The following is a 21,833-nucleotide window of genomic DNA, read 5'->3' as shown; positions in this document are numbered from 1 at the left end:
TTTGGGGCGGGGCCAGGCCTCCCAGGCTCAGTTTGTTCCCGACCTCTGGACGTTCTTCCCCGGCGAAAGCCGGGGCCGATGGATTTCTCACCTGACTCCGGGTTCGTTGCTGTGCCCCGGCCTGCGCCGGGGAAGTCCAAAGAGTTGAGGCCCCCAACCCTCGGCCCTTTCTGCCCTGCCCGAAATGTGCCAATAGTCCGGCGCGCTTTTCAAAACGGAAATCGGGAGAAACGAAGTGACGACGAACAGCTTGCGCGCGGTGAGGATCGTTCCGCCGCAGGGCCCGCTCTACGGGCGCGTCACCCCGCCGGGCTCCAAGTCCATCACCAATCGCGCCCTGCTGCTCGCTGCCCTCGCCAAGGGCCGCTCGGTCCTCACCGGTGCGCTCAAGAGCAAGGACACGATCCTGATGTCCGCCGCGCTGCGGCAGATGGGCGTCGAGGTCAACGAGCCGGACGCGACCACCTTTGAAGTCATCGGTTCCGGCCGCCTCGAGGCGCCGAGCCAGCCGTTGTTCCTCGGCAATGCCGGCACGGCCGTGCGCTTCCTCACCGCTGCCGCCGCGACCGTCGATGGCGCGGTGATCGTCGATGGCGACGAGCACATGCGCAAGCGCCCGATCGCCCCGCTGGTGGCCGCCCTGCGTTCGCTCGGCATCGTCGCCAACGCGCCCACCGATTGCCCGCCCGTCACCATCCAGGGCCGCGGTTCGTTCGGCTCGGGCAGGGTGGAGATCGATGCCGGTCTTTCCAGCCAATATGTTTCCGCGCTCCTGATGGCTGCCCCGCTCGGCGATGGCCCCATCGAGATCGCGCTCACCGGCCCCGATATCGGCGCCCGGGGCTACGTGAACCTCACGGTCGCCGCCATGAAGGCCTTTGGCGCCGAGGTCGACCAGAAGGATGAGGCCACCTGGTTCGTCCTGCCCACCGGTTACCACGCCACCGACTTCGCCATCGAGCCCGACGCCTCGGCTGCGACCTATCTGTGGGCGGCCAGCGCGCTCACCGGCGGCGATATCGACCTGGGCGTGCCCATGGACGCTTTCACCCAGCCCGACGCCGAGGCAGCCCGCTACATCTCGATGTTCCCCAATCTGCCGCCCGTCATCGATGGTTCCCAGATACAGGACGCCGTGCCGACGCTTGCCGTGCTCGCGGCCTTCAACAACAAGCCGGTCCGTTTCGTGGGCATCTCGAACCTGCGGGTCAAGGAATGCGACCGCATCTCGGCGGTCGCCACCGAACTCTCGCGCATCCGGCCGGGACTGGGTACGGAGGATGGCGACGATCTCATCGTGGCTGCCGATCCCGCGCTCGCCGGCCAGACGCTGCCGGCAGACATCGAAACCTATGCCGACCATCGGATCGCCATGAGCTTTGCGCTGGCGGGGCTCAAGATCAACGGCATCACGATCCTGGACCCGAACTGCGTCGGCAAGACCTATCCGGGCTATTGGGATGCGCTGCGATCGCTCGATGTCGAGGTCGACCCGGCCTAGTGCTGGTTTCGCCCCCTCGCAAAGAGAAAAGAGGTGCGCTCCGGCGCGCCTTTTTTGTTGCCGAATAGGCAAGCCGTGCCAGCAAAGTCCGGCTCGACCCCCCGAAATTTGAGTCAAATTTTAACGATTGGCGGGCTGGCGTATCGCCAAAAGCACGTTGTATATCAATGCTTTACAGAAAAATCTTGCCGCAGAGAATCCGCGCGAACGCTGTGGCGGTTATCCGTCACGCCGCAGACTAAGCAGCCTCTTGCGGATCGCGCTTGCCGGAATGCTCGGGGGCGGCGAGGCCGATCTCGCCGACCACGCAATTGCGGCCTGAATGCTTGGCGGCATAGAGGCAGCGGTCGGCGCGCTCGAGGAGCGAGGATGGCGTATCCCCGGGGCGATAGCTGGCGACGCCGAACGAAGCGGTGATGCGTCCCAGCTTTTCGTTGGTCGAGCGCTTGAGCAGTTCCTTGGCCTGCAGGGCCTTGCGGACGTTCTCGGCCACGTGGAGGGCCGCCGCGTAGTCGGTCGAGGGCAGGATAGCCGCGAACTCTTCCCCGCCGTAGCGGGCGGCGAGGTCCTTGCCCTTGATGTTGGATTTGAGCGTCATGGCGACGAGCCGGAGTACCTGGTCGCCAGTCTGGTGGCCGTAGGTGTCGTTGAACTGCTTGAACTGGTCGATGTCGATCATCACCAGCGAGAGCGGCTCGCCATAGGTCGCGGCTTCGCTCATGGCCTTGACCAGGCCCTCATCGAAGCACTTGCGATTGAAGATCTTGGTAAGGGGGTCGAGCATGGACTCCTTGCGCGCCTCGTCGAGGTCGCGCTGGAGCGCCGAGAGGTCGTCGCGCGCCGCCTCGAGTTTCTGCTCGAGCTTGCGGTTGGTGTCCTGCATGCGGCGCGTCTCCTTGAGGAGGCGCTGGGCCATGGCGCGCAGTTCGGCCGCCGAGATTTCGGCCTCCAGGTCGCCGGTGGCGGTCTGGAGGGTCGATGAAAAGGAACTGGCCGTCACCATCGCCGCGTCGATGGCATCGTGCACCGCCTCGATGCGATGCGACATGCGCTCGGAAACGCTGTTGATGCGCTCGTTGGCATCGTGGGCCTTGAGAAACTCGTCGTAGAGCTTGGCCGCCAGGTCGCTGTCAGGGGCTTCGCCGCCCTGGAAGATGGCGTTGATCCGCGCGTTCAGGAGAGGGTTGACGCCGGTGGCGTAAGTGTAGAGCAATTCATAGAATTGGGGGTAGGGCGGAATCTGCCCGCGGTGGAGCAGGTCGAGTGCAGTGTTGGCATAGCCAAACGCGCGCTTGAATTCCTGTTCAGACACGGCCCCTCGCCCTTCTGGACGCTTTCCCTGAAAGAGCGCCCATTGTTCCGCTATCTATTTAATGGGGCGTAAAGACGCCCCCTAAAACTAGTCTACACAAGTAGTCTGTCTTGGCGCTTAAAATGAAGGCGCCAAGCGTATTCGAAGTAATACTAATTACCGGCCGGTGGGGCGCAGGAGGAATGCCGGAACCGGGCCGTCTGCACCGAAAGGCGAACTGGCGTCGATGCCAGTAACCTTGTCCGGGCGAGGGGTCTTTGCCTTGCGGGCGGGCTTGGCTGCCTGCTCCGCGGGGGCCGGTTGCTCGGCGCGTTCGCCGTGGTCTGGTTTGGACTTGGCTTCCGCCTTGCCGCGACGCGAGCGCGACGGCTTGGCGGTCTCTTCGGCATGAGTCTCCTCAGCGGCGGCAGGCTTGCCGCTCACATAGGGAATCTCACGCTGAATCAGCTTGGTGATGGCGTCGATGTGCTTGGCATCGGATGGCGCCACCAGGGTGATCGCCACGCCCGAGCGGCCCGCACGGCCAGTGCGGCCGATGCGGTGGACATAGTCCTCGGCGTGCGTGGGCGCATCGAAGTTGAAGACGTGGCTTACCGCCGGAATGTCGAGGCCGCGAGCGGCGACGTCCGAAGCAACCAGCAGCGTCAGCTTGTTTGACTTGAACTGGTCGAGCGTTTCCATGCGGCTCTTCTGGTCCATGTCGCCATGCAGCGCGCCAACCGAGAAGCCGTGCCGCTGGAGCGAGCGGGCGAGAGTCGCCACGTCGCGCTTGCGGTTCGAGAAGATAATCGCGTTGGTGAGATTCTCGGCCGCGCGCAGTTGCTGGCGCAGCGTCTCGCGCTTGTCTTCGGGCTTGTTGCCGGTCTTGACCAGGCGCTGGTCGATGGTCTCGGCGGTCGAGTTCTGGCGAGCCACTTCGACCTTGACCGGATCGCGCAGGAAGCGGGCAGTCAGCTTCTGGATCTCCGGCGGCATCGTGGCCGAGAAGAACAGCGTCTGGCGGCGCGGCGGCAGCAGCGAGATGATGCGTTCGATATCGGGGATGAAACCCATGTCGAGCATGCGGTCAGCTTCGTCGATGACGAGGATGTCCACGCCCGTAAGCAGCACGCGGCCGCGATCGAACTGGTCGAGCAGGCGGCCGGGTGTCGCGATCAGCACATCGGCGCCGCGGTCGAGCTTCTTGTTCTGCTCTTCGAAGGAAACGCCGCCGATGAGGAGGGCGACGGAGAGCCGGTGGTTCTTGCCGTACTTCTCGAAATTCTCGTGCACCTGCGCTGCGAGTTCGCGCGTCGGTTCAAGGATCAGGGTTCGCGGCATGCGCGCGCGTGCCCTGCCGCTTTCGAGAAGCGTGAGCATGGGCAGGACGAACGATGCCGTCTTGCCGGTTCCGGTTTGGGCAATGCCAATCAGGTCCTTCTTTTCAAGGACATGGGGGATGGCCTGCGCCTGGATGTCGGTGGGCTTGGTATATCCGGCAGCGGCAACAGCGTCCGTCACCTTGCTGCTAAGGCCAAGCCCGGAAAAGTCTTGCGTCAAATCTCTAATCGTCCACTCAGAAGTTGGAAGGATGTCGGCAGGGAGCAGAACCGCAGGCCGACGGAGTGGTCCTCGACGGCGGGGACCATAACGCAAAGACCTTGCGAGTCAACGGGATTCCAAGGCGGAACCTTAATGCTTCCGATTGCACTCGCTAGATATCGAGATCGGTAACGAAAGCGGCATTGGCCTGAATGAAATCGAACCTGCTCTCGGGCTTGTTGCCCATGAGCCGATCCACTGAAGATCGGGTGTCATCGCGATCTTGCAGGACCTTGACCTGCAATAAAGTCCGAGTAACCGGGTTCATGGTTGTTTCGCGTAGATGCGCGAACGGCATTTCGCCCAGGCCCTTGAACCGGGTGATTTCGATCTTGCCTCTGCCGGTGAATTCACTGGCGATCAATTCTTCCTTATGCAGGTCGTCTCTTGCGTAAAGCGTCTTGGCGCCCTGGGTGATGCGGTAGAGCGGAGGCACGGCCAGGTAAAGGTGGCCGTGGTCGATGAGCTGCGGCATCTCCTGGAAGAAGAAAGTGATCAGGAGCGACGCGATGTGGGCGCCGTCGACGTCGGCGTCGGTCATGATGATGATCTTGTCGTAACGCAGGTCGTCCTCGCGGTAGCGATCGCGCGTGCCGCAGCCGAGCGCCTGGATCATGTCGGCGATCAGCTGGTTGGCGGCGAGCTTGTCGCGGCTGGCGCCGGCGACATTGAGGATCTTGCCGCGCAGGGGCAGCACGGCTTGGCTGGCGCGGCTGCGGGCCTGCTTGGCCGAGCCGCCGGCGCTGTCGCCTTCCACGATGAAGAGTTCGGCGCCCTGGGCGGCGGTCTGCGTGCAGTCGGCGAGCTTGCCCGGCAGGCGAAGCTTGCGGGTGGCGCTGGCGCGCTCGACTTCCTTTTCCTTGCGGCGGCGCAGCCGCTCCTCGGCGCGGTCGACCGCCCAGTCGAGCAGCTTGCTCGCCTGGTTCGGGGAGGCGGCCAGCCAATGGTCGAAGGCGTCGCGCAGCGCGTTGTCGACGATGCGGGTCGCTTCGCCGGAGGCCAGCTTGTCCTTGGTCTGCCCGACGAATTCGGGCTCCCGGACGAAGACCGACAGCATGGCGCTGCAATGGGCCAGCACGTCCTCGGACGTCAGTATCGCGGCGCGCTTGTTGTTGGTGAGTTCGGCATAGCTCTTGAGGCCGCGCAGCAGCGCGGTGCGCAGGCCGGTCTCGTGGGTGCCGCCATCGGGGGTGGGAACCGTGTTGCAGTAGGACGAGACGAAGCCGTCGCCCAGCGACCAGGCGATTGCCCATTCGCAGGCGCCGTGGCTGCCCGGTTTGCCGGCCTGCCCCGAGAAGATGTCATCGACGATGCGGGTTTCGCCCTCGATGCGCGAAGCCATGAAGTCGCGCAGGCCGCCCGGATAATGGAACGTCGCCTTGGTCGGCACGTCCTCGGCTGCATGGGCCTCGTCGCAGGACCAGCGCAGCTCGACGCCGCCGAAGAGATAGGCCTTGGCGCGCGTCATCTTGAAGAGGCGCTGGGCGGAAAGCTGCGCGCGGCCGCCGAAGATTTCCGGGTCCGGGTGGAAGCGCACCGAGGTGCCGCGGCGGTTGTTTATGCGGCCGACGTTCTCGACGCCGCTCGTCGGCGTCCCGCGAGAGAAGGACTGGCGGTAAAGCTGCTGGTCGCGCACCGTTTCGATAATGAGCGCGTCCGAGAGGGCGTTGACCACCGAGACGCCGACGCCGTGGAGGCCGCCGGAGGTTTCGTAGGCCTTGGAATCGAACTTACCACCCGCGTGGAGGGTGGTCATGATGATCTCGAGGGTCGAGCGGTTGGGGAATTTCGGGTGCGCTTCGACCGGAATGCCGCGGCCGTTGTCGATGACGGTCACGAAGCCTTCGGCGTCGAACTCGACTTCGATGCGGGTGGCGTGACCGGCGATCGCCTCGTCCATGCAGTTGTCGATCACTTCGGCGAAGAGGTGATGCAGGGCGTTGGAATCTGTGCCGCCGATATACATGCCGGGGCGCCGCCGAACGGGCTCAAGTCCTTCCAGGACCTCGATATCAGCCGCCGAGTAGCTGCCCGTCGCGGGCGCGGAGGCAGGGCGCGCGGGCTGTTGAGCCGCGGGCGCAGGAGAGGCGGGAGCGGGAGCCGGTGGCGGAGTATCGCCGAAAAGATCGTCAGTTTGCGACATATGTACCTTTCGGGGGTGGGCGCATGTGGCGCCCGCGAATCAGGACATCTTAGCGCCTATCATAACTCAGGCGCGCCGTGGCTTCCGGCCACAGTTTGTTCAGCGCAGGCCTTGGCTGAACGGCAGATGAACAGACAATTCCGGTTCCGTTCAACGCGAGCTCTCTAGGGTGATCACAACGCCGAAGAGGCGCAGTGAATTTCCAAGTGAGTGGAGAGAGCAAATGGCCCCGATCCTGAACATAGTCAAGAACACCAGCCGTGCTGCCGTCGTGGCGCTGGCGCTCGGGGCCAGTGCGCTGACGGCGCTGCCGGCACAGGCGGCCGGTCACGGCCCCGGTGGCGGAAACGGTCCGGCCATGACCTTCCAGCTCGACCTGGGCAATGACGGCGGCCGGAACGGCAACCAGACTTTCGGTCCCCAGGGGCGGGTGATCGTTCCCGACCATCGCCCGGGGCGGTTCTGCCTCAACGACCGCCAGATCCGGCGCGGCATTGCTTCCTACGGTTTCGACAATGTCCGCATCCGCCGCGATGTCGGTCGTGACCGGGTCGAGGTGAACGGTGTCTATGGCCGCTGGCTCTATTCCATGCGCGTCAACCGCTGCACGGGCTATGTCGACCGCGTGCAACCAATCCGTCCGGCTTTTGGCGGTGGCTTCGGCTTCCAGTTCGATTTCGGCAACTAAGATCCCGCCGCGATCTTTATTGCTGGAACCCGGCCCGGAGAAATCCGGGCCGGCGCCTATTGCTTTGGCGCCGTGGCGGGTCTTCAATCAAGCGCCCAGGAGGGGAAGAAGGCCATGAAACTTCACAGCCTGACTGCAGCAGCGTTCTTCATGCTGGCGATCGCCGCCAGTTCCACTTCGGCCCAGGCCAATAATTTTGGCATGTTCATGGGTTTCGGAAGGCCGATCGCACCGGTCCTGTGCCTCACCGACTACCAGGTTCGCCAGCGGGTTGCCGCCGAGGGGTTCACCAACATCTTCCTCAACGCACCAATCGATCGGCACATCCAGGTTCGCGCCACCAAGGGCAAGTGGGTGTACCTCATCGATTACAACCGCTGCCGCGGCGAGATCGTGAGCGCCAAGCGCCTGCGTCGCGCCTCCTAGCTGCACCGCGTTCCAGCAGCCATCACATTCGCTTCACTTCGGCGCGGCGGCCTGATCTTGGCCGTTTTCGCGCCCATTTACCTTCTGTTTGCTTCTCAGCAGCACTTTTTTAAGCCTGCTCAGATACAAAGCGATGCATACGGTCATGTGTCTGGAGTTGCCGTATGGCGTTCGCGGCTGGCAGTAGTTCTGCGTTTGTAAAAGCCGGAAGATCGCGAAGCAATCGATGGTGGTTGCAAGCCGGATTTTTGAGTCTCGCGTACCGGCTTGCCCACCTCTGTGCTCCGCGTCAGTTTGTTATACTTGGCGTTTCGCTGCTGTTTTACTTCTCATAGCTGTTACCAAGCCGGCGGGCAAAATCCTTTGCTCGGCGGTCTGTCGTCGTGGTGAAGAGGGAGGGTTGGCGATCCCGGCAGGACTCGAACCTGCGACCAACAGCTTAGAAGGCTGCTGCTCTATCCAGCTGAGCTACGGGACCACACTGGCGCGACCCCGTTTAGCGCAAGCGTTGCCTGGGCAAAAGACAAAGTTACTGCCCGACGGCTTTCCGGTGTGAAGAGCAGGCGGCGGTGCTGCCCCGGATGATCAGCTGGGACGGCAGGATCACATGCAGGCCCTGATTGGGCCGGGTCGTGCCATCCAGGATGTCGAGCAGCGTCGCAGTGGCGACGCGTCCCAACTCGTGGCGCGGTTGGCGCATGGTGGTCAGCGGTGGCCAGTAATTTTCGGCAATGCTGATGTCGTCGAACCCGATCAGGGAGATATCGCGCGGGCACTCGATGCCATGGGCCCGGCTGCGCGAGAGAAAGCCGATCATGGATTCGTCGTTGGCGCAGAACAGCGCCGTGGGGCGATCCTCGAGCGCCAGGTAGCTGTCGGCCGCTCTGATACCGCAGGCCATGGTGTGGTCGCCCGGAAAATACCAGTCAGGCCGGGTCGTCAGGCCTGCCTTGCGCATCGCATCCTGGAAGCCGAGCGTACGCTCGTTTGGGAACTGATGGACCTGCCTGCCGCCGATCTGACCGATTCGGGTGTGCCCCAGTTCGATCAGGTGACGGGTGGCTCGTTCTGCGGCGGCGCGATTGTCGGTGGTCACCAGGTTGAAGCCGCCGTCGATGATCTCGTCGCACGAGAGTACCAGGGGCAGGGCGCCACGCTGCCGCGGCGGCTCGGGCAGGTGGCCGAGTTCGAGCGAGGCGTCGAAAAGCAGGAGGCCATCGGCGCGGTTGGACGAAAAATAGTCTCGCAGCCATTGGGTCGGGTCGTTGCCCAGGCGATTGGCGACGAGAACGCCATAGCCGCGCTCGGCAGCCTCCCCGACTACCGCATCCATGATGGTCGAGTAGAACGGGTTGCCCATGTTGGGGATCGCAACCAGGATCGTCCGTGCCTCGCGCATGCGCAGCGAGCGGGCCGCCTGGTTGATGGTGTAGCCCGTCGCCTCGACAGCCTCGGAAACCTTGGCCCGCGTGTCGCCAGAGACCTTTTCCGGCGCGCTGAGGGCGCGGCTCACGGTTGCCGCGGAAACTCCGGCCTTGCGTGCAACATCTTGAATTGTTGGGCTTTTGGGTGGCTTCTGAGGGGCCAACGGCTCCTCCCGTCGCCATTGCGAATGGGACTTGTCTAAAACGATCTTGACAGCCGCGCAAGAAGTGTCTGAGTGTAGTGCAATCGATTGCACAAGGCGGTAGAGGATGCGCCTTGCAATCGATTACATTCGGTCGGCTGGAGAGCCTTGAGGAAGGTTTTCAGCGGCCGTCGTCGTGGAGCGTTTTGCTCCAAGGACCGTTGGGAGGAAACACTATGAAGAATATTTCGGCGGTGGCCTTGCTGGCCGCCGCGGTGCTGGGCAATGTCTCGATCGCGCAGGCGGCGGACGTTGAAGTCATCCACTGGTGGACGTCGGGTGGCGAGCAGGCGGCCGTTTCGGTCTTTGCGAACGAGTTCGACAAAACCGGCGACAAATGGGTCGATAACGCCATTGCCCTGGGTGAAACCGCTCGCGCCGCCATCATGCAGCGCGCCCTCGGTGGAGACCCGCCGGACGCAGCCCAGTTCAACCCGGGCCGTCAGTACGAAGAACTCATTTCCGCCGGCCTGCTGCTCGATCTGACGCCGCTTGCCGAGAAGGAAGGTTGGGACAAGTTCATCCGTCCTGCCGAGACCGTTGCTCCGTGCAAGATCGACGGCAAGTGGTGGTGCGTTCCGGTCAACATCCACATGAACAACTGGGCCTGGGCCTCCGTTGCCGCCTTCAAGAAGGCCGGCCTCGAAGTTCCCTCGACCTGGGACGAATACACCGCCGACCTTCCCAAGCTGAAGGAAGCCGGGGTCATTCCTTTCGCCATCGGTGGCGACGGCGGCGGCTGGCAGGTCAGCCTTGCGGCCAACCAGCTCATCCTCGCCCAGCTCGGTGCCGAGAAGGTCGAGAAGATCTGGAAGGACAAGGATCTCGATCTCGCCGGTGGCCCGGAAGTGCTCAAGGCCTTCACCGACCTCAAGACCCTGGGTACCTATGCCGACCCGGGTTCGCCGAACCGCAGCTGGTCCGATACCACTTCGCTAGTGATCTCGGGCGAAGCCGCTCTCCAGGTCATGGGCGACTGGGCCCAGGGCGAATTCCAGGTTGCCGGCCAGAAGCCGGGCGTGGACTATGCCTGCCTGCTCGGGCCGCTGCTGCCTGAGGCCAAGAACGTCCGCATTGGCGGCGACATCTTCGTGTTCTTCAAGCAGAGCGACCCGGATGTCGAGCGCGCCCAGCTCTCGCTGGCCTCGATGATGGTCAACCCGCAGGTGCAGGCGAAGTTCAACACGGCCAAGGGTTCCGCCCCGATCCGTGACGACGTCGACCTGTCGCTGGCCAACGATTGCATGAAGAAGGCGATCGACGTGCTCAAGCAGCCGGGTGCCGTTGTTCCCGACCAGAACGTGTGGCGCAACGAGGCCTTCGCTACGGCCCAGAACGCCATCTTCTCGGACCTGATCTACAACGCAAACACCACTCCGGAAGCCGCTCAGGCGCAGTTCGTCGAACTGCTCAAGAACGCCGAGTGATTTGTTGCGGCGGTTCGGAGTAATCCGGACCGCCGTTCTTCTTGTGTCTTTGCATGCGGGGATCAGCGCGTGACCACGACTGTTGCGACCGAGCAGGCGCTCACACAGCGTCAGCTCAAAGCGAGAGCCGGTCGCCGGCGACTAGCCGGCAAGCTTTCGGCCATCATCGGGACATTGCCCATGATGATCGTGGCGATTGGCGTCTTCGTCGTCGGCATCATCTTTACGGTGGTGCTCTCTTTCACCAACTCCAAGCTCTTTCCCAGCTTCAACTTCGTTGGCTGGCGTCAGTATGAAATCCTGTGGGCGACGCCCCGCTGGCAGCAATCGGTCATCAACATCTGGTTCTATGGCTTCGGCCATATCGCCCTTTGCCTGAGCCTGGGATTTGCGCTGGCGGTGGCCATCGACCAGCGTGTCCGCGGGGAAGACGCGTTCCGAACGGTATTTCTCTACCCGTTCGCGCTCTCGGCGGTGATCACCGGTCTGGTCTGGCAGCTCATGCTCGATCCGAACTGGGGCTTCCAGGCCTTCGTTCGCAGCCTCGGCTACACCGACTTCACCTTCGCGCCCCTGGCAAGTTCCAATACCGCGCTGCTCGGCATGGTCGTCGCCAGCGTTTGGAACGGGGTGGGTGTGACCATGGCGATCCTGCTCTCCGGCCTGCGCGGCGTGGATGAGGAAATCTGGAAGGCGGCGCGCATCGACGGCATCCCCACCTGGCGCACCTACCTGAGCATCGTCGTTCCGATGATGCGCGGGGCGGTGGCCACGGCCCTGGTGCTGCTCGTCGTCAATGTCGTGCGCACCTTCGATATCGTCATCGCCATGACCGGCGGCGGCCCGGGCATCTCAACCCAGATGCCGGCGACCTACGTCATCGACAACATCAATTCTCGCAATGTCGGTCACGGCATGGCGGCAGCGACCTGCATGCTGCTCCCGATTGCCGCGCTGATCATTATCCAGGCGATCTACCGTTGGCGCGTTTCGCGCCGTGGGAGGACCGTATGAGTTCCTTGGCAATGCAGGCTGGCATCGAGCCCTCGGGGCCCAGGCCCAAGCAGGTTACCGCAGCGCGCGTCGGCATCTACGCCTTTCTTCTCATCGCCGCGCTCTTCTTCCTCGTCCCTCTGATCGTCATGATCATGACGTCCATGAAGTCGATGAACGAGATCCGGGGCGGCAACATCTTTGCGCTGCCGACCCAGCCGACCTTCGACTACTGGGTGAAGGCTTGGAGTTCGGCCTGTACGGGCGTGGCCTGTACCGGTCTGGCGCCCGGGTTCTTCAATTCAGTCAAGATCACGGTGCTCTCGGTGCCCATCTCGATCGTCATCGCGATGATCAACGGCTACGCGCTGAGCTTCTGGCGCTTCCGCGGCGCCGAGTTCATGTTCGCCATCCTGGTCTTTGGCGCCTTCGTGCCGTTCCAGGTGCTGGTCTATCCGATCATCTTCGGGCTGAGCCGCGTGGGCCTCTTCGGGACCTTGCCCGGCATCGTGATCGTCCACACCATCTTCGGCATGCCGATCCTGACGCTGCTGTTCCGCAACTTCTTCGCGTCGCTGCCGGTGGAACTGTTCAAGGCGGCGCGCGTGGATGGGGCAGGGTTCTGGCGCATCTTCTTTTCAGTAATGCTGCCCATGTCCGTGCCGATCGCGATCGTGGCGGTGATCCTCCAGGTCACGGGCATCTGGAACGACTTCATCTTCGGGCTGGTCTTTGCCGGGCGCGAGAACATGCCGATGACGGTCCAGCTCAACAACATCGTGCGCACCTCGACCGGCACGGTCGAATACAGCACCAACATGGCGGCCACCGTGCTTACGGGCGCTGTTCCGCTGATCGTTTACTTCGTTTCCGGCAAGTGGTTCGTCCGCGGTATCGCTGCCGGCGCCGTGAAAGGCTGACAATTGGCTACCAGTGTAGATATCAAGGATCTGTCGCTCAGCTACGGTGCCGTCACGGTGCTGAACAAGCTGAACCTCGAAGTCGGGCGAGGCGAGTTCATCGTGCTGCTCGGACCCTCCGGTTGCGGCAAGTCGACCCTGCTCAACTGCATCGCCGGTCTGCTCGACATCTCGGACGGCCAGATTTTCATCTCGGGCAAGAACGTCACGTGGGACGAGCCCAAGGACCGGGGCATCGGCATGGTGTTCCAGTCCTACGCGCTCTATCCGCAGATGAGCGTGGAGAAGAACCTCTCCTTCGGCCTGCGGGTGGCCGGGGTGAAGAAGGAGGAGATCGAGGCGCGCGTGAAGCACGCTTCGGAAATCCTGCAGATCCAGCCGCTCCTCAAGCGCCGTCCCGTCGAACTTTCGGGCGGACAGCGTCAGCGCGTCGCCATCGGGCGTGCACTGGTACGCGATGTGGATGTGTTCCTCTTTGACGAACCACTTTCGAACCTGGACGCGAAGTTGCGTTCGGACCTGCGCGTCGAGATCAAGCGCCTTCATCAGCGCCTGAAGAACACGATGATCTATGTGACGCACGATCAGATCGAGGCCATGACGCTGGCTGATCGCATCGCCATCATGCGCAACGGCATCATCCAGCAGTTCGATACGCCGCACGCGATCTACAATAAGCCCGTCAATCTTTTCGTTGCCGGGTTCATCGGCAGCCCGTCGATGAACTTCCTCAACGGTCAGGTCGATAGCGACGGCACCTTCGAGACCGGCGGCACCAAGATTTCTCTCAGCGGCTACGGCTGGGAAGATGGCACTGTGAGGACGGGCAAGGCTGTTCTGGGCATCCGTCCTGAGCATGTAACCGTCGGGGAGGCCGCCCGGGCTCTGCCGTTCAGCACGGAAGTCGATATCGAGCTGGTTGAGCCGATGGGCGCGGACACGATCGCCTGGACGAAGCTCGGCGGCCAGTCGGTGACGTTCAGGGCCGCCGCGGAGGTCGAGCTGCACTCCGGACAGAAGGTGACGATCGGCTTCGATCCCGCCCGCGGGTCGCTGTTCGACGCCGAGAGCGGCGAACGCATCTAGTTTGGGGGCAAGGGCACAGGCGCTCCGCCGCCGCGGGCGTCTGTGCTTGCCCCCCACGCGACAGGCGCCGACCGGCGGCCGCCGCTTCTTACCATACGAGCGTTTCTTCTGCCCGTGCGAGATGACGACGCTCGTCCCCTGAGGTTACCTCCGCGTGCATTCCCCTCCGGTCACGCGGTTCTTTCGCAAAGAGGCAGTTATGAAGGACTTCTCGTTCCAGCTTTACAGTGCGCGCAACTTCCCGCCGCTGGAGAACAACCTCGCCATGGTCAAGCGCCTTGGCTACACGCAGGTTGAAGGTTTTGGCGGTCTTTACGCCGATGTCGACGGCCTCGCGGCGAGCCTGAAAGCGCATGGCCTGGCCCATCCGACGGGCCATTTCGGACTCGACCAGCTCAAGGATACGTCCAACGCGCTCAGGATTGCCGAGAAGCTCGGCGTCAAGAAGATATTCTGCCCCTACCTGGCGCCCCAAGATCGTAGCGCAGACGATTCCAAGTGGATCGAGTTGGCCGAGACGCTCGGCAAGCTGGGCGAGGTGTTCAACAGGGAAGGTTACGGATTCGGCTGGCACAACCACGACTTCGAGTTCGTCGCTACCACCAACGGCCACCTGCCCATCGACCTGATTTTGGAGACTGCCCCCAATCTGGAGTGGGAGGCCGATGTCGCCTGGATCGTGCGCGGCAAGGCCGATCCTATCGCCTGGTTCGACAAGTACGGCAAGCGCATCACCGCCGTTCACGTCAAGGATATCGCGCCGGCAGGCGAGAACGCCAATGAAGATGGCTGGGCGGACGTTGGCTTCGGCACGCTCGGCTGGGACAACCTCATCAAGGAAGTGAAGGCGCGTACGGCCGCGCAGTATTTCGTGGCCGAGCACGATAATCCTTCCGATATCGAGCGTTTCGCGTCGCGCTCGATCGCAACCGCCAGCAAGTGGGCGTGATCCGATGAGCAAGGTATATGGCGTCGGCATCATGGGTGCCGGCAATATCTCGACGGCCTATCTCAAGCTGGCGCCGCTCTTCCGTAACCTCGACGTCCGGGCCATCGCCGACATCATGCCGGAGGCGGCGAAACGCCAGGCGGATGCCTTCCACGTCCAGGCGCAGACGCCCGACGAACTCCTCAAGAACAGCGAAATCGACGTCATCGTGAACCTGACGGTTCCGGCGGCGCACTACTCGGTTTCCAAGAATATCGTTTCGGCGGGTAAGCACGCCTATTCGGAGAAACCTTTCGTCCTCTCCGTCGAGGATGGCAAGCAGCTCAAGAAGCTGGCCGACGAACGGGGCCTCAAGGTGGGTTCTGCTCCCGATACGTTCCTGGGGGGCGTCCATCAGCAGGCACGCCAGATCATTGACAGCGGCAAGGTGGGGCGCATCGCTTCGGGCACCACGCACGTGCTGAGCCGGGGCATGGAACATTGGCATCCGAACCCGGATTTCTTCTTCCAGCCCGGCGGCGGCCCGATCCTCGACCTGGGGCCGTACTACATCACCGACCTCATCAGCCTCGTTGGCCCGATCAAGCGCGTTACGGCCTTTACAGGTTCGGCAAATGCCGAGCGCACGATCACCACCCCGGATTCGCCCTTGCGTGGGACCAGGATCAAGGTTGGTACGCCCACGACCATTCATGCCGTGCTGGAGTTCCACAACGGCGCGATCATCACGTTGGGCGCGAGCTGGGACGTATTCAGCCACGGCCACCACAATATTGAGCTCTACGGCACCGAAGGCTCGCTCTACGTGCCTGACCCGAACTTCTTCTCGGGCGATCTCATCATTGCGGACAAGGAAGGTGTCAAGGAAACGGTGGCGCCCTGGGATCATCCGCTCGGAAAGCCCAATTGGGAGCGCCCGAACGGTCCGACTTTCGCCAACTATCGCGCCGCCGGGCTGGCCGACATGATGGCTACCATCGAAACCGGCAAGCAGGCACGCTGCGGGCTAGACGTGGCCCTCCATGCCGTGGACGTGATGCTTTCGATCCTCGAGGCTGGCGAGACAGGGAAAGTGGTGACGCTTTCGACCTATTGCGAGCGTCCCGCGGCGCTCGGGCCGGACGAAGCCAGGCTTCTGCTCAAGGCATGACGAATTCCCCTAAGGGGGCGCGAAAATTGCCGGAACAACAACAATCGGCTGGCGGAAATCACCGCCGGCTGTTCTCATTGATAGGCACGCGTACACTTGGCCGAAGCCTTGATGTACGTGCCACGAGGGAGGATTAGGATGCGGACGATCAAGGGGCCGGGGATATTCCTGGCGCAATTCGCCGGCGATGCTGCGCCGTTCAATTCGCTCGACGCGATTTGCGGCTGGGCAGCGGAACTGGGTTACAAGGGCGTGCAGATACCGACCTGGGTATCGAGCTTCATCGATGTCGAGAAGGCGGCCAATTCGAAGGCGTATGCCGACGAGATTCGCGGGACCGTCGAAAAGCATGGCCTCAAGATCACCGAACTCTCAACGCACCTGCAGGGCCAGCTCGTAGCGGTCCATCCTGCTTACGATACGCTGTTCGACGGCTTCGCTCCGGCCTCGGTGCACAATAACCCCAAGGCGCGCCAGGAATGGGCGGTGCAAACGCTGCTGCACGCCGCAAAAGCCTCGCAGAACCTTGGTCTGACCGAGCACGCCACTTTCTCGGGCGCGCTGGCCTGGCCATATCTCTATCCGTTTCCACAGCGCCCGGCAGGGCTGGTCGAAGAGGCGTTCGATGAACTGGCGCGCCGCTGGACGCCAATTCTCAATGCGTTCGATGAAGTGGGAGTGGATGTCTGCTATGAAATCCATCCGAGCGAGGATCTGCACGACGGCGTTACTTACGAGATGTTCCTTGAGCGCGTGAACAACCATCCGCGCGCCAATCTGCTTTACGATCCCAGCCACTTCGTGCTGCAGCAGCTCAACTACCTGGACTACATCGACATCTACCACGAGCGGATCAAGATGTTCCACGTCAAGGATGCCGAGTTCAATCCGACCGGCCGGCAGGGCGTCTATGGCGGCTTCCAAAGCTGGGTCAACCGGGCAGGGCGCTTCCGTTCGCTGGGCGATGGCCAGGTCGATTTCGGAGCGGTGTTCTCAAAGCTCTCCCAGTACGACTTTGCCGGCTGGGCGGTGCTCGAATGGGAATGCGCCATCAAGAGCCCCGAGCAGGGTGCCGCCGAGGGCGCACCGTTCATTGCCGCACATATCATCAATGTGACAGAAAAGGCCTTCGACGACTTTGCGGGCGCCGGCACCGACAGGGCGGCCAACCGCAAGCTGTTGGGCCTTTAGGAGGGAAACATGGCAGAGAACGGCGAACCACGCATTCGTCTGGGTATGGTTGGGGGCGGGACGGGAGCCTTTATCGGCTACGTTCACCGCATTGCCGCCCGCCTGGACGATGACTACGAACTGGTGGCGGGTGCCTTGTCATCGCGCCCTGATGTGGCGATTGAATCGGGCAAGAACCTGCGCCTGGCCGAAGACCGCATCTATACGAGCTACGAAGAGATGGCCGCCAAGGAGGCTGCTCGTAAGGACGGCATCCAGGCCGTCTCGATCGTCACGCCCAATCACATGCATTTCGGCCCGGCCAAGACCTTCCTCGAAGCGGGCATCCATGTGATCTGCGACAAGCCGCTGACCTCGACTCTGGAAGACGCGCGGGCACTGGCGACAATCAAGCCCAAGAAGGGTGCGAAGTTCCTCCTGACCCACAACTACACGGGCTATCCGCTGGTGCGGCAGGCGCGTGAGTTGGTGAAGTCGGGTGCCCTCGGCAAGATCCGTATCGTCCAGGTCGAGTACCCGCAGGACTGGCTGACGGAGGCAGTATCCTCCAAGCAGGCGGATTGGCGCACGGACCCCAAGCGCTCGGGCGCCGGCGGAGCAATCGGCGACATCGGCACCCATGCCTACAACCTCGCCCGCTTCGTGACCGGACTTAAGCTCGATGCGCTTTCTGCCGACCTCACGAGCTTCGTCAAAGGTCGCAAGCTCGACGACAACGTGCAGATCCTGCTGCGCTTCCAGGGCGGCGCCCGCGGCATGCTGTGGGCGAGCCAGGTGGCCGTGGGACACGAGAACGGTCTCAAGCTGCGCGTCTATGGGGAGAAGGGTAGTATCGAGTGGGTGCAGGCCAACCCTAACGAGATGTGGTACGCCGAGTTCGGCAAGCCCCGGCAGTTGCTGACGCGCGGCGGCTCGATCGCGGGGAACGTGGCGCCGGCCATGAACGTCCGCATCCCTGGCGGCCACCCGGAGGGCTATCTCGAGGCGTTTGCCACGCTTTACAGCCAGTTCGCCGAGGTGATCCGCGGCAATGGCAAGGCCTATGCTGGTATTCTGCCGAGCCTGGCCGATGGCGTGGAAGGCATGGAGTTCATTACTGCCGCGGTGCAGTCGAGCAAGAACGACGGCAAGTGGACGAAACTGTCGGACGTTTGATCCGGACCATTCCTGACGCTAACGGTCGCGCCACGTGCGCGGCCGTTTCGCATAATTCTATTGCACGCGCTCGATGGTGAGACCTTCTGCCTCCAGGAGGTCCAACAGGCTGCCGTCCCCTGCGAGATGGGCGGCGCCGACCACGACCAAGGTGTCGCCGGGCTCGCCGAGCAGAGTCTTCAGCTCCTCAAGCCAGCGAGCGTTACGGCGATGGAGCAGTATGTCATCCGTGCTTCCGCCCGTCCCCAAATCGTCCGCGACATTGTGGGCGATTTCTTCAGGTTTGCCCGCGGCCCAGTTGGCGACGATTGCCTTGAGCGCGTCGGGGGTCTTCTGAATGCCCTTGGCGGTACTCAGAAGATAGGCGATCTGCTGGTCGTCGGGTATCTCGTCGAAAAACGCGAACTGGTCTGCCAGCGTCTCGAATGCCCGAAGCTTGTTCCGCGAGACTTCGCCCTGCAGGGTGACATCAACGCCAGCAGCGAAATCAAAACCCTGTCGGGCGGCGAGGAACGTGGTGAGAACTTCCGCCGCGACCCAAGGCCTGAAGATATTCAGGCCGGACACGGGGGCGCCAACTTCCTTGGCCGCCCAGGCTACCAGTTCCCGTTCTTCGGGCGTGAGGAGGTCGAGCAACCGCGATCCGCTCGGGACCAGGTATTTGCCCATAGCCTCCCTGGCGTCCGCTCCTGGATCTTCCAGATCAACTATGGCCTCGAAGTATACGGCGTCGGCGTTTTGCAGCGCCGACTCGAGGATCTCGGAGCGCCATTCGATGCCGGGCGGGAGCAGATGGACTGAACCGAACAGCCAGATTCGGATATCGCCCTTGTGGGCCAACCACATTGCAGGCAGTGCGAAAGCCGTTGCCGAGAACAGCACCCACATACAGGCTGCAACGAGCGCAACCCTTGCGCTAAGCCATTTGTTCATTTGCGCTTTCTCCCCCAAGCAAAGCCACTGGCTGCACCTTATCGGCTCACGCGTGGGCGGCAAGGGCGCAATGAACGAGGGGACAAAACAAAAGCGCCGCGGGATGCGCGGCGCTTGTCATCTAAAGCAAGGGACTGACGCTCAATGCGTCCAGGGCGTCTTGCGGTCGGAGCGGAAGTTGTCCGGGTAACTGTTGCGCTTGGGCGTTGCCTGGTGCGCCGGCTGAACGGTGTAGGCAATGCCATTGCGGTGGGCGTAGGCCTCGGCGAGTTCGAGGGTGTCGAACTCCAGACGCACCTGGGTGCGCGTATCGCCGGAGGACGTGTAGCCCATGAGCGGTTCGATTTCGCGCGGGCTTGCCGGCTCAAACACCAGCACCCACTGCTTGGACTTTCCGCGCCCCGATTGCATGGCGTTGGGGGCAGGGCGGTAAATACGTGCCGTCATCTGTTCCTCGACAAATGAAACGCGATGGTCGGGGCAGAGTGATTCGAACACTCGACCCCCGGTTCCCAAAACCGGTGCTCTACCAGGCTGAGCTATACCCCGCACATCGTGCCATCCGGTTACAGGGTCTTGGGGCAAAGGGCAAGGGCGGTTGACGCGCGATCCAAAATAGCTTTGATCCTGGCCATGACCGACCTGTCCAAGCCATTGCCGTTGGGGCTCAATCGTCGCAACTGGCCGTATTTCGCCGTTGCATTCGTCGCGCTGATCGCCTTCCTGGCGCCGCTTGACCATCTGGTGTCGGAAAGCCTGCAGGCCTGGCCGCAGCCCTATGCCGGCGTCTTTGCCGGTCTCACCGGTCTCGGGCTCTCCGAGTGGGTGCTGGTGCCCTCGCTTGCCCTCTTCATCATCTTCGGGGCGATGTCGCTTGCCTTGCGCGAACGTCCTCAGAAGCTGGCTGCGCGGCAAATGGCGGGGCTGTGGGCCTTCGTCTTTGCAGGCGTGGCGCTGCCGGGGCTTGCCACCAATATCCTCAAGCGCATCATCGGCCGGGCAAGACCGGTGGTGTTCGACGAAAACGGGCCGCTGGCGTTCCACAATTTCACAGCGGACTGGCAGTTCCAGAGCTTTCCGTCCGGGCACTCGACGACGATCTTTGCCTTCGCGTTCGTGGTCGGCTTTCTCTGGCCGCGCCTGTTCTGGCCGGCGATAGTGCTGGCCCTCGCTGTCGGCGTCTCGCGGGTCGTGGTCGGGATGCACTATCCGACCGACGTGCTGGGTGGCATGGTCATGGGCACGCTTGGCGCCTATGCAGTGCGCTACTTCTTTGCACGGCGCCGGTGGGTGTTCACGATCGCCGAGAACGGCGCGATCGCGCCGCGCCGGCTCATGGCCATCAGACGGGTCGCGGGGCTGCCACCACCTCAGCGCTTGCCGAGGTAACGGTCGAGCCCCGCCTCGAGATCGCGCTTGAGGTCGCTCATGCCCTCAAAGCCGATGTGAAGGCGGATCAGCGTGCCGTCTTCGGTCCAGGTCGTGGCCGTCCGAATCTTGGTGGGGTTACTCGGGATGCACAGGCTTTCGTAGCCGCCCCATGAATAGCCCATGCCGAAGAGCTCCATATTGTCCACGAATGCCGCCAGGTTCTCGTGCGGCTGGGGATGCAGGATGGCAGCGAAGAGGCTGCCGGAGCCGGTGAAATCGCGCTTGAAGATAGCGTGGTCCGGGTGGCTTTCCAGCGCCGGATGGATGACGCGCCTAACGGCGGGATGGCCTTCGAGCCAGGTCGCCATCTCGACGGCGCGCTGCTCATGCTCCTTCATGCGCACCGCCAGTGTGCGCAGGCCGCGGGCGATGAGGAAGGCTTCGTCACCGCCGGTGAAGAAGCCAAGAAGGGCGCGGGTCTTGGCCACATCCGGCCATGCCTCGGCGGTGGTCGAAATGGTGCCCCCAAAGGCATCGGAATGCCCCACGAACATCTTGGTGGCGGTGTGGATGACGATATCGGCGCCAAGCTTGAGAGGAGAGTGGAAGAGGGGGGTCGCCCAGGTGTTGTCGATCAGTACCTTGACGCCCCGAGGCTTGGCCGCGGCAACGATGGCCGGCAAATCCTGGATCTCGAAGGTGATGGAGCCAGGGCTTTCGGTGAAGATTGCCTTGGTGTTCTCGCCGATCAGATCGGCGATTCCCGCTCCGATGCGCGGATCGTAGAATCGGTGGGTGATCCCCATGCGGTCGAGGAACTGCAGGGCGAAGTTTCGCGTCGGGTTGTAGGCGCTGTCGGTGATCAAAACTTCATCACCGGTCGAAAGGCAGCTCAGCAGCGCGACGGTGATGGCGGCCAATCCGGAGGGCACGAGCTGGGTGTCGTAGGCACCTTCGAGCTCGGTGATGAGCTCTTCCACCTGGCGAGTCGTGGGGTTGCCGGCGCGTCCGTAGACGTAGGGCTGCTGCTCGGTCTCCAGGGCCGCCAGATTTTTGAACAGAACAGTAGAGCCGCGGAAAACCGGGGTGTTGACGAACCCGAAGTGGTCGTCGGGGTGTCGGCCTGCGTGAGTGAGAATGGTTTCAACGGTTTCCGGGCTAGGGGAGGCGCTGTCAGTCTTCCGGATCACCGGGGAACTCCTGCACAAAAAAAAGACACTCACACCAAGTGAGTGTTGTTTGCTCACTTTGTGTGTCCAAAAGCGGCCATTCCGCTTGACGCGGTCAGAAAATGCCTCTTCGATACTTATCAGCATCTGAACCAACCTCAAAGGTGGACAGTGCGTACAGGAGCGGATGGGGCAAAACGTCCGCTCTGAC

At 62.7% G+C, this 21,833-nt stretch carries 19 protein-coding genes and 2 tRNA genes; 12 read left to right on the top strand and 9 right to left on the bottom strand.

Features of this window, described 5'->3' with window-relative positions; translation table 11 throughout:
- The first annotated feature begins 235 nt into the window (after nucleotides 1-235).
- A complete protein-coding gene (locus tag FNA67_RS11850) occupies nucleotides 236-1,501 on the top strand; it encodes a 3-phosphoshikimate 1-carboxyvinyltransferase (protein WP_244616336.1) in 1,266 nt (421 codons plus the stop codon).
- A gap of 238 nt (nucleotides 1,502-1,739) precedes the next feature.
- Here FNA67_RS11850 and FNA67_RS11845 read toward each other — a convergent pair whose 3' ends face one another.
- The 3 genes from FNA67_RS11845 to parE form a co-directional block, all read right to left on the bottom strand.
- Nucleotides 1,740-2,813 carry a GGDEF domain-containing protein gene (locus FNA67_RS11845; RefSeq protein ID WP_053167884.1) on the bottom strand — a complete coding sequence of 358 codons (1,074 nt, stop codon included), beginning with the start codon at nucleotides 2,811-2,813 and terminating at the stop codon, nucleotides 1,740-1,742.
- Between the two features lie 156 nt (nucleotides 2,814-2,969).
- Nucleotides 2,970-4,352 (bottom strand): DEAD/DEAH box helicase, encoded by a 1,383-nt coding sequence (locus FNA67_RS11840; protein ID WP_049705369.1) that lies wholly within the window; start codon nucleotides 4,350-4,352, stop codon nucleotides 2,970-2,972.
- Between the two features lie 154 nt (nucleotides 4,353-4,506).
- Entirely contained in the window at nucleotides 4,507-6,537 is a 2,031-nt protein-coding gene (parE, locus tag FNA67_RS11835; protein ID WP_147656159.1) for a DNA topoisomerase IV subunit B, read from the bottom strand.
- 223 nt (nucleotides 6,538-6,760) lie between these two features.
- Between parE and FNA67_RS11830 the strand changes: the two genes are divergently transcribed.
- Together FNA67_RS11830 and FNA67_RS11825 are read left to right on the top strand one after the other, a co-directional pair.
- The gene (locus tag FNA67_RS11830) at nucleotides 6,761-7,225 is read left to right on the top strand and encodes a hypothetical protein (RefSeq protein WP_147656158.1); all 465 of its coding nucleotides are present in this window, start codon (nucleotides 6,761-6,763) and stop codon (nucleotides 7,223-7,225) included.
- Nucleotides 7,226-7,339: 114 nt separating this feature from the next.
- Nucleotides 7,340-7,651 (top strand): hypothetical protein, encoded by a 312-nt coding sequence (locus tag FNA67_RS11825; RefSeq protein WP_147656157.1) that lies wholly within the window; start codon nucleotides 7,340-7,342, stop codon nucleotides 7,649-7,651.
- A gap of 401 nt (nucleotides 7,652-8,052) precedes the next feature.
- Here the strand turns inward: FNA67_RS11825 and FNA67_RS11820 are convergent.
- Both FNA67_RS11820 and FNA67_RS11815 read right to left on the bottom strand, forming a co-directional pair.
- A tRNA-Arg gene (locus tag FNA67_RS11820) sits at nucleotides 8,053-8,129 on the bottom strand.
- A gap of 51 nt (nucleotides 8,130-8,180) precedes the next feature.
- Entirely contained in the window at nucleotides 8,181-9,332 is a 1,152-nt protein-coding gene (locus FNA67_RS11815) for a LacI family DNA-binding transcriptional regulator (protein WP_082202119.1), read from the bottom strand.
- Nucleotides 9,333-9,454: 122 nt separating this feature from the next.
- Between FNA67_RS11815 and FNA67_RS11810 the strand changes: the two genes are divergently transcribed.
- The 8 genes from FNA67_RS11810 (at nucleotide 9,455) to FNA67_RS11775 (ending at nucleotide 18,149) form a co-directional block, all read left to right on the top strand.
- On the top strand, nucleotides 9,455-10,705 hold the full coding sequence (locus tag FNA67_RS11810; protein ID WP_049705294.1) for an ABC transporter substrate-binding protein: 1,251 nt from the start codon (nucleotides 9,455-9,457) through the stop codon (nucleotides 10,703-10,705).
- A 69-nt stretch (nucleotides 10,706-10,774) separates the two neighbouring features.
- Entirely contained in the window at nucleotides 10,775-11,719 is a 945-nt protein-coding gene (locus FNA67_RS11805) for a carbohydrate ABC transporter permease (RefSeq protein ID WP_244616335.1), read from the top strand.
- On the top strand, nucleotides 11,716-12,618 hold the full coding sequence (locus FNA67_RS11800) for a carbohydrate ABC transporter permease (RefSeq protein ID WP_049705293.1): 903 nt from the start codon (nucleotides 11,716-11,718) through the stop codon (nucleotides 12,616-12,618). Before FNA67_RS11805 ends, FNA67_RS11800 begins: the two co-directional genes overlap by 4 nt.
- Before the next feature lie 3 nt (nucleotides 12,619-12,621).
- Complete coding sequence (locus FNA67_RS11795; protein ID WP_049705292.1) at nucleotides 12,622-13,704, top strand: ABC transporter ATP-binding protein; 1,083 nt, start codon at nucleotides 12,622-12,624, stop codon at nucleotides 13,702-13,704.
- A gap of 199 nt (nucleotides 13,705-13,903) precedes the next feature.
- The gene (locus FNA67_RS11790; protein ID WP_147656156.1) at nucleotides 13,904-14,653 is read left to right on the top strand and encodes a sugar phosphate isomerase/epimerase family protein; all 750 of its coding nucleotides are present in this window, start codon (nucleotides 13,904-13,906) and stop codon (nucleotides 14,651-14,653) included.
- Between the two features lie 4 nt (nucleotides 14,654-14,657).
- The gene (locus FNA67_RS11785; RefSeq protein ID WP_147656155.1) at nucleotides 14,658-15,803 is read left to right on the top strand and encodes a Gfo/Idh/MocA family protein; all 1,146 of its coding nucleotides are present in this window, start codon (nucleotides 14,658-14,660) and stop codon (nucleotides 15,801-15,803) included.
- A 138-nt stretch (nucleotides 15,804-15,941) separates the two neighbouring features.
- Nucleotides 15,942-16,994, top strand: a complete 1,053-nt coding sequence (locus tag FNA67_RS11780) for a sugar phosphate isomerase/epimerase family protein (RefSeq protein ID WP_049705289.1) — start codon at nucleotides 15,942-15,944, stop codon at nucleotides 16,992-16,994.
- Between the two features lie 9 nt (nucleotides 16,995-17,003).
- Nucleotides 17,004-18,149 (top strand): Gfo/Idh/MocA family protein, encoded by a 1,146-nt coding sequence (locus FNA67_RS11775; protein WP_147656154.1) that lies wholly within the window; start codon nucleotides 17,004-17,006, stop codon nucleotides 18,147-18,149.
- A gap of 57 nt (nucleotides 18,150-18,206) precedes the next feature.
- Here FNA67_RS11775 and FNA67_RS11770 read toward each other — a convergent pair whose 3' ends face one another.
- The 3 genes from FNA67_RS11770 to FNA67_RS11760 form a co-directional block, all read right to left on the bottom strand.
- Nucleotides 18,207-19,082, bottom strand: coding sequence for a TraB/GumN family protein (locus tag FNA67_RS11770; RefSeq protein ID WP_147656153.1), 876 nt, complete (start codon nucleotides 19,080-19,082; stop codon nucleotides 18,207-18,209).
- A 141-nt stretch (nucleotides 19,083-19,223) separates the two neighbouring features.
- A complete protein-coding gene (locus tag FNA67_RS11765; RefSeq protein WP_049707992.1) occupies nucleotides 19,224-19,529 on the bottom strand; it encodes an ETC complex I subunit in 306 nt (101 codons plus the stop codon).
- A gap of 25 nt (nucleotides 19,530-19,554) precedes the next feature.
- Nucleotides 19,555-19,631, bottom strand: a tRNA-Pro gene (locus FNA67_RS11760).
- Nucleotides 19,632-19,715: 84 nt separating this feature from the next.
- Between FNA67_RS11760 and FNA67_RS11755 the strand changes: the two genes are divergently transcribed.
- Nucleotides 19,716-20,471: a phosphatase PAP2 family protein gene (locus FNA67_RS11755; protein ID WP_147656152.1), complete on the top strand. Its 756-nt coding sequence runs from the start codon at nucleotides 19,716-19,718 to the stop codon at nucleotides 20,469-20,471.
- Here the strand turns inward: FNA67_RS11755 and metC are convergent.
- Nucleotides 20,453-21,643 carry a cystathionine beta-lyase gene (metC, locus tag FNA67_RS11750; protein ID WP_308499090.1) on the bottom strand — a complete coding sequence of 397 codons (1,191 nt, stop codon included), beginning with the start codon at nucleotides 21,641-21,643 and terminating at the stop codon, nucleotides 20,453-20,455. The two genes, FNA67_RS11755 and metC, sit on opposite strands and share 19 nt — an antisense overlap.
- Nucleotides 21,644-21,833 lie beyond the last annotated feature (190 nt).

It is taken from the genome of Youhaiella tibetensis (genome assembly GCF_008000755.1).
Lineage (GTDB): Bacteria > Pseudomonadota > Alphaproteobacteria > Rhizobiales > Devosiaceae > Paradevosia > Paradevosia tibetensis.
The sequence above is the reverse complement of the archived record's forward strand: the minus strand, read 5'-3'. Positions and strand labels throughout refer to the sequence as shown.